Source organism: Methylobacterium sp. J-088 (genome assembly GCF_022829295.1).
In the GTDB taxonomy this organism is placed as follows: domain Bacteria; phylum Pseudomonadota; class Alphaproteobacteria; order Rhizobiales; family Beijerinckiaceae; genus Methylobacterium.
The window spans coordinates 1-7,642 of record NZ_JAKSYH010000169.1 but is presented as its reverse complement, the minus strand read 5'-3'; the positions used below and the strand labels follow the sequence as shown (position 1 = coordinate 7,642).

Here is a 7,642-nt window from a genome sequence, read left to right as displayed (position 1 = left end):
ATAGCGTAGGCCCGCGCGGCTATGCTGCCGCCGGGTGGTCGGGGTCCACATGGCAGGTCCAGGTCAGGCTTCAGCACCCCCCTGGAATCATCGCCATCCCGGCCACTCAACCCCGCCTCAGACCCTTATCGGACGGGCTCTTAGGCCCACGCCCGCCTCCCACGTGGTCGGCGACCTCGGTACCCGTGTCGCCGCGCGACCTCCGCGCACTTGCCGCTGGCGCCCCCGGAGGGATACCCCAGCCCGACGACACGAACGCACGGTGGATGAGCATGCCCCAGATCCGCGCGGACCAGCCTGCGCCGGACATCGACCTGACGTCCTGCGACCGTGAGGCGATCCACGTCCTCGGGTCCGTCCAGGCGTTCGGCTTCCTCGTCGCGGTGTCGCCGGACTGGATCGTAACCCGTGCGTCGGCGAACGTCCGGGCATGGCTCGGCTTGTCCGTCGAGGCGATGCTGGGCCTGCCGCTCGACGCCGTGCTCGACGGCGAGGCCATCCACACGTTGAGGGGGCACCTGCAGACCTTGCGTGGTCCCGATGCCGTGGACCGCATCTTCGGCGTCAGGCTCCTACCCGGTGGCGACCTGTTCGACGTCGCCCTGCACGTTTCCGGCTCGTCCATCGTGATGGAGGCCGAGCCCAGTGCCACCGAGCACCTCAGCGCCGGCAACCTCGTGCGCAGCATGGTCACACGCCTGCGCCAGACGGAAGGCTTCGAGCCGCTCTGCCGCGAGGCCGCGCGGCAGATGCGGGCGCTCACCGGCTTCGACCGGGTCATGGTCTACCGGTTCGCCCCGGACGGCTCTGGCGAGGTCATCGCCGAGGCCGTTCGTTCCGGGCTCGACCGGTACCTCGGCCTGCACTACCCGGCCTCCGACATCCCTAAGCAAGCCCGCGCCCTGTACGAGCGGAACTGGTTACGCATCATCGCCGACGTGGATGCGGTCGGCGATGCGGTTGTTCCCGCCCGCGACCCGGAGGGCGAGCCCCTCGACCTATCGCTGTCGACCCTGCGCACGGTCTCGCCGATCCATCTCGAATACCTGCGCAACATGGGTGTCGCGGCCTCCTTGTCGGTCTCCATCCTCCGTAACGGCCGGCTCTGGGGCCTGTTCGCCTGCCACCACACCGAGGCGCGTCACATCTCGCTCGAACGCCGCACCGGCGCGGAGCTGTTCGGCCAGATGTTCTCGTGGCTGCTGGAAGCGCGCGAGCGCGAGGCCGAAGCGGCGCAGGAGGCGCGCTCGCGCGAGTTGCACAACCGCCTCATGGGCGCCCTCGCGTCGGGCGGGACCAACCTGGAGAGCCTGTCCGACTTCCTCGACGACCTGTCGGCCATCGTGGCGTGCGACGGGGTCGGCCTGTGGGTCAACGGCGAGATCACGCTGCAGGGCGCGACCCCGACCGCCGAGGAATTCACCGGCCTGGTGCGCTTCCTCAACCGTACCGCGGCGAGCAAGGCCTACGCGACGGACGAGATCGGGCGGGTCCACGAGCCTGCCCGCGACTTCACCGAACGCGCCGCGGGCATGCTCGCCGTACCCGTGTCACGCACGCCCAGGGACTTCTTGGTGTACTTCCGGCGCGAGGTCTCCCGGACGGTGACCTGGGCGGGCAACCCGGTGAAGCCGGCGAACCCCGGCCCGAACGGCGTCCGCCTCACGCCACGCAAGAGCTTCGAGGCGTGGCGCGAGACCGTCCACGGCCGTTCGCTGCCTTGGTCGGACGTCGAGATGCGGACCGCGGAGGCGCTGCGCATCACCTTGCTGGAGGTGATCCTGCGGTTGACGGATTCCGCCGAGAAGGAGCGCAAGGGCGCCCAGGAGCGGCAGGAACTGCTGATCGCCGAGCTCAACCACCGCGTCCGCAACATCCTCAACCTGATCCGTGGCGTCGTCGCACAGAGCAAGTCCAGCGCCGGCTCGGTCGAGGACTTCGCCGCCACGGTGGGGAGCCGCATCCAGGCACTGGCACGTGCGCACGACCAGATCACCTCGTCCAACTGGGGGCCGGGCTCGTTGCGCGACCTCATCGCCCTGGAGGCCGGGGCCTATCTTGGCGCCAAGGCCGACCGGGTCATCCTGGACGGCACCGACGTCCTCCTCGAACCGCAGGCGTTCTCGACCCTGGCGCTCGTCCTCCACGAGATGATGACGAACTCGGCCAAGTACGGCGCCCTGTGCGACAGCCTCGGAAGGGTGGACGTGCGCTGGGAGCGCGACGCGCTGGACTATCTCGTGATCCACTGGCGCGAGAGCGGCGGCCCGACCGTGCGCGCGCCAACCCGGCGAGGCTTCGGCACCGCGATCATCGAGCGGTCGATCCCGTACGAGCTCAAGGGCGAAGCGGACGTACGCTACGAGCTGTCGGGCGTCGAAGCGCGGTTCACGGTGCCGCCGGGCTTCCTCCGCGCGGCGCCTCCGAAGCCCCAGCGTCCCGCCGCGAGCGCCATAACTTCGGAACAGACACAACGCCTGTCCGGTGCGATGCTGGTCGTGGAGGACAACATGATCATAGCGCTGGAGGCGGAGGAGTTCCTCCTCTCGCTCGGAGCCGATGCCGTCGACACGGCCTCCACGACGCGGGAAGCGCTCCGCCTGATCGACGCCGCACCGCCCGCCGGTGCCCTGCTGGACGTGAACCTGGGCTCGGAGACGAGCGTGCCGGTGGCGCGCCGGCTCGCCGAACTCGGCATCCCCTACGCCTTCGCCACGGGCTACGGCGACAGCTTCCGCATCCCAGCGGACCTCGCCGGGGTGCCGGTGGTCAAGAAACCCTACGGGGTCGACGAGTTGCGTCGTGCCTTGGCCTCTTGAACGGCACGGCGGAGCACACGCGAAAGATCGGCCACGGAGTAAGGCTTGCGCAGCAGCTCGAATCCGTGCGTGCCCTCCTCGGCCAGCACGTCGCTGTAGCCCGAGGCGAGCACGACCGGCATGTCCGGCAGGCGCCGACGGATCTCACCGGCGAGCTCGACACCGTTCATGCCGGGCATGACCACGTCGGAGAACACCACCTCGAACCGAAACGGAACGCGTTCGATCTCGGCGAGGGCCTGGGCCCCATCCTTGGCCCAAACGGTGCTGTAACCAAGCTCGCCCAGGGCCTGCTCGGCGAAAGCCCCGACATCCAGGTTGTCCTCGACGATGAGGACGCAGGTGCCGTGATCCTCGGCCAACGGCTCGGGTTCCTCCGGTTCCTCGGGAGCTGACGCGGGAGGGGCGACGCGCGGCAGGTACAGGACGAAGGTCGTGCCCATGCCGACCTCGGTCTGAACCGCGACGTCGCCTCCGGACTGCTTGACGAAGCCGAACACCTGACTGAGGCCAAGTCCGGTTCCCTGGCCGACGCCTTTGGTCGTGAAGAACGGCTGGAAGATGCGCTCCAGGTTCTCCGGCGTGATCCCCGCTCCGGTGTCTGAGACAGAGACGGCGACGAAGTCGCCGCGCCGACGCGGGTGCGCCCGCAGCGGCGGGATCGCGCCGATCGGCCGTACCTGGATGCGCATGCTCCCCTCGCCGTGCATGGCGTCCCGGGCGTTCACGGCCAGGTTGACCAGGGCGGTGTCGAACTGGCTCGGGTCGGCGTTCACGTACAGGCTGCGCGGCGGCGAGGCGGCCGCCGGCCCGAGATCGGTCTCTACGCGGATGCGGGACCCCGTGAGGGTGCCGACCATCTCGGAGACCGCGGCCACCGCCCCATCGACCGAGAAGGTCTCCGGCCGCAAGGCTTGGCGCCGGGCGAATGCCAGGAGCTGTCCCGTCAGCTTCGCGGCACGGTCGACCGTGTCCGAGATGGCCCCCACGTAGCGCTCGCGCCGCTCCTCGGGCAGGTTCTGTCGCTTCAGCAGGTCGGTGGAGGACTTGATCACCGTCAGCAGGTTGTTGAAGTCGTGCGCCACGCCGCCCGTGAGCTGGCCGACCGCCTCCAGCTTCTGCGACTGGCGCAGCTGCTCCTCCAGGGCCTTCCGCTCGTTGACGTCGCGGCCGGCGGCGAGGAAGCGGTCCCGATCCGGTATGGCATTCCAGGAGATCCAGCGATGGCTGCCGTCGGCCGCGCGGAAGCGGACATCGAGATCGTCGAGGGTCTCTCCGGTGATGAGGCGTGCGAAGGCTGCATTTGCGGACGCCTTGTCATCCGGGTGGACGAAGTCGTCGAAGCGCGCCCCCACGAGATCCGCACAGGGCCAGCCGAGCATCTCGGCCCAGGCAGGATTGACCGCCTGGTACCGCCCGTCGAACCCACAGATCACCAGTAGGTCGCGGCTCGCCCGCCAGACCAGGTCGCGCTCGGCCGTCATCTCCTGGGCGGTCGCCTGCATGACGTTCTCGGCCCGGCGCCGCTGCGTGATGTCGTTGAACAGGATCGCGACCCGGTGCCGCTCCGGGTCGCCGATGCGCAGCGCGTGCACGTCGTACCACCGTCCCAGGGCGAGCGCACCGCTCTCGAAGCGCACCGGCCGGCCCGTTCCGTCCACCTCTCCGTAGGTGTCGAACCAGTGCCGCTCCAGGTTCGGGATGACTTCGCTCACCCAGCGTCCGGCGACGTCGTGCAGTCCGGTCTGTGCCTCGAAGGCCGGGTTGACCTCTACGAAGCGGTAGTCGACCGCACGCCCCTGTGCGTCGTAGCGCATCTCGACGATGGTGAAGCCGCTGTCGATGGCGTCGAACAGGGTCCGATAGCGCGCCTCGCTCTCGGCGAGCCGGCCCTCCTCGGTACGGAAGCGCGTGACGTCGAGCTGGCTTGCGAAGAAGTACCGCAGATGCCCGTCCGGGTCGAAGACCGGGCTGACGTAGAGCTCGTTGCGGAACGGCGAGCCGTCGCGGTGGTAGTTCAGGATCTCCACGACCACGTCGCGGCGCGCGGCGATGGCGTCGCGGACCTTGGCGACGTCGGCCGGGTCGGTGCCCGGCCCTTGCAGGAAGCGGCAGTTGCGACCGATGAGTTCGTCGGCGTCGTAGCCACAGAGCGTTTGGAAGGCCCGATTGGCGAACACGATGGGGTTGTCGGGCAAGTTGGGGTCGGTGACGATCTGCGGCATGCGGGTCTTCTCCGCCGCCGTGAACAGCAGATCGGCGCTGGCCGCCGACGTGCGCTGGCCCGTCATCGGCCGGCGCAAACCGTCCTGTATCTGGGATTCCAGGAGGGCCACCCGGGTTTCAAGCTCGCGCTCGCGCCGCCTCAGCCGGTCGTTCTCAGTGTCCATCTCGTCCCATCCGTCGGGGCGTCGATATCTGCCCGACCGCTACGCCACAACGTGTCGATACGTCCGATGTGTGGGCAGCCGGTGCCGGTGGGTCCGTCGATGACGCGCCCCACCCGCCGGGCGAGCTCCTCGGGGCATCGACATCGAGAGGCACCTTGTGCAGCCCCGCCCCGCGACGCACCAACTCCCTCGGGCCAGCGAGGATCTCGTCCAGCGGCCGCGATCCGCCGACCGGCATCATCTCGGCCACCTCGGCCACGACCCGGTCCCGGAACTCCTCCGCGCGTATCAGGTCCAGGCGCGCCCGCATCCGCTCGTTCTCGGCCAGCAGCCTCGGGACCTCGGCCGCCTCCCGCGTCAGACGGACGTTCTCTTCCCGTAGGAAATCGCATTCTGTCAGGGCGTCGTCGCGCAGATCGTCGTTGGCCCGGAGCCTAGCCTCCAGCTTCCCGCGATCGTTCTCGAAGCGTTTGGCTTGGCTCGCCTGGGCCTCCACGACCGCCCGCGCGTCCTTCACGATCTCGCCCTGCACCGCCTCCGGCAGGTCGTTCGCCACAAGCGCCGCACGTGGCGGCTGGCCAGCGCAATGCTGAACACGGTCGCGCCGATCAACCTAAACTTGTGCATGCAGAGGTTCGGGATGACGTACACGACGAGCGCGAGTGCGAGCAGCACTGGCGTCTTGAGTGTGATTAGGCGTGGAATAAGGGTTCTTCCGCAGGTTCGGTGCTGAGGGCTAGGTTGGTGTTCTGGCTGGCGGAGAGCGGGTGCCTCAGGCGGCGTGCAGGACGCGCTGCCGAAGCAGATCGAAGCCGGCGCGGCCGTACATGGAGCGCTTGATCAGCTTGAGGCGGTTGACCTGTCCCTCGACCGGTCCGTTGCTCCACGGCTCCGCGATGGCCGCCTGCACGGCGGCCTCGTCTTGTCGCAGCCCGGCGACCAAGCCGCCGAGCTCGCTCGCGGCGGCCGCATCCAGCCACGGCTTCAACGCGGCGGGATCACCCACGCGCAGGATCGTGCCGAAGCTGCGCACCTGCTCGGCCGCGGCCTGCAACCTGGGTGCGAGACCGCAGAGCACTTCGACGAAGCGGCGGTCATCGAGCGAGAGCGTGGCCGGATCGCACGTCAGCCACCGCGCGAGGCGGCGCGTCGAGGGGATCTGGGCCGAGGGCGGTCGCACCGGCCGGTCATGTCCCGTGCCTGACCGCCGCCGCTTCGCCCAGCGCTGGACGATCTCGTAGCCGCCTTCGAAGCCGACGGCGCGAAGCTCGCGATGCAGGGCTGCCGCATTATGCTGACCGTCCCGCCAGCGCGCCTCGACGAAGGGCAAATGAGGATCGAGCTGGGTCGGGGCGAGAGCCCGGCGATAGGGCACGAAGGTGCCGGCGCGCAACCAGCGCCGCACACCGTTGCGAGAGGCACCGAGCGTGCGCGCGATCGCCTTGATCGACAGGCCTTCGCCGTTCAGGCGCAAAGCTGCCTCGCAGCGCTGTCGCCGCCGCCCGGTGCCCTGCCCAGCGTTCTCTTCCGGAGATGGGTCTGTGGGATCAGCCGCAGCGACGATGGGTTCTGAGATCTGGGACGCGACGCAGCTGGCGGCCTCTCTGATCTCGAGCTGATGCCGCTCCACGACCCCGCGCAGCGCCTCGGAGGCGTTGACGAGAAGATGCCATCGATCCGCAACTTGGATCGCCTGTGGCGCGCCGAGCCGCGCGGCCTCGGCGTAAGGCCCGGACCGGTCCCGGCTGACGACGGCGATGTCCGGATGTGCGGCAAGCCAATCCCGCACCGGCGCACAGGAGCGGCCGGGCAGGAGATCGAGGACGCGGCCGCGCTCCAGATCGCAGACGATCGTGCCGTAATGCCGGCCGCGCCGCCACGCCCAGTCGTCGATCCCAACCACACGCGGTGGCGGGGACGACTTGATCTCGCGGCGGCGGACCAGCCGCAGGACGGTGTCGCCGCTGACCGGCATGGCCAGCCGCCGCGACAGTCGGGCGCCGGCTTCGCCGCCCAAGACCAGGCCGATGTCGGTCTGCGCCGCGGCCAAGCGATCGCTGCGCTGGGCCTTCGCGCGGGCCAGGCCCGGGACCGGCTCGGCGAAGATGCGGCCCGGACACCGGCCGCAGCGGAAGCGGCGCACCTTCACCCGCCACGTGACGGAGCGGTCCTGCCAGGGCAGGTCCTTCAGGGTTCGCCAGTACGCGCTGTGCACCCGCGCCGACCCCTGCCCGCACTGCGGGCAGACCGCGCGTGGTGCCGTCGTCCTCGCCGTGATCGTCAGCATGCCGACGTCCAGCACCAGTTCGTCGACATGCACGCCTGCCGGAACCGAGGGCAGCGACGAATTCGAGATCGCCATCGTGTGGACCCTCGGACGCTCCAAGGATCAACGCCTCAAAAAGCCCTCAGCACCGAACCTGCGGAAGAACC

At 69.5% G+C, this 7,642-nt stretch carries 4 protein-coding genes; 1 reads left to right on the top strand and 3 read right to left on the bottom strand.

Features of this window, described 5'->3' with window-relative positions:
• Window positions 1-272: 272 nt before the first annotated feature.
• Window positions 273-2,819, top strand: coding sequence for an HWE histidine kinase domain-containing protein (locus MKK63_RS18740; RefSeq protein WP_244004437.1), 2,547 nt, complete (start codon window positions 273-275; stop codon window positions 2,817-2,819).
• On the opposite strand, the gene MKK63_RS18735 is transcribed toward MKK63_RS18740, so the two are convergent.
• From MKK63_RS18735 to MKK63_RS18720, 3 genes are all read right to left on the bottom strand, one after another.
• On the bottom strand, window positions 2,780-5,209 hold the full coding sequence (locus MKK63_RS18735; protein ID WP_279574746.1) for a PAS domain S-box protein: 2,430 nt from the start codon (window positions 5,207-5,209) through the stop codon (window positions 2,780-2,782). The genes MKK63_RS18740 and MKK63_RS18735 overlap by 40 nt on opposite strands.
• Complete coding sequence (locus tag MKK63_RS18725) at window positions 5,199-5,741, bottom strand: hypothetical protein (protein WP_244004431.1); 543 nt, start codon at window positions 5,739-5,741, stop codon at window positions 5,199-5,201. The genes MKK63_RS18735 and MKK63_RS18725 overlap by 11 nt, the downstream gene beginning before the upstream one ends.
• Window positions 5,742-5,981: 240 nt before the next feature.
• Complete coding sequence (locus MKK63_RS18720) at window positions 5,982-7,550, bottom strand: ISL3 family transposase (RefSeq protein ID WP_244004433.1); 1,569 nt, start codon at window positions 7,548-7,550, stop codon at window positions 5,982-5,984.
• Between the last annotated feature and the right edge of the window lie 92 nt (window positions 7,551-7,642).

Bases quoted from the DNA above. Each gene is read 5' to 3' on its own strand.
- MKK63_RS18740 (WP_244004437.1), top strand. From the start codon at position 273: ATGCCCCAGATCCGCGCGGACCAGCCTGCGCCGGACATCGACCTGACG.
- MKK63_RS18735 (WP_279574746.1), bottom strand. From the start codon at position 5,209: ATGGACACTGAGAACGACCGGCTGAGGCGGCGCGAGCGCGAGCTTGAA.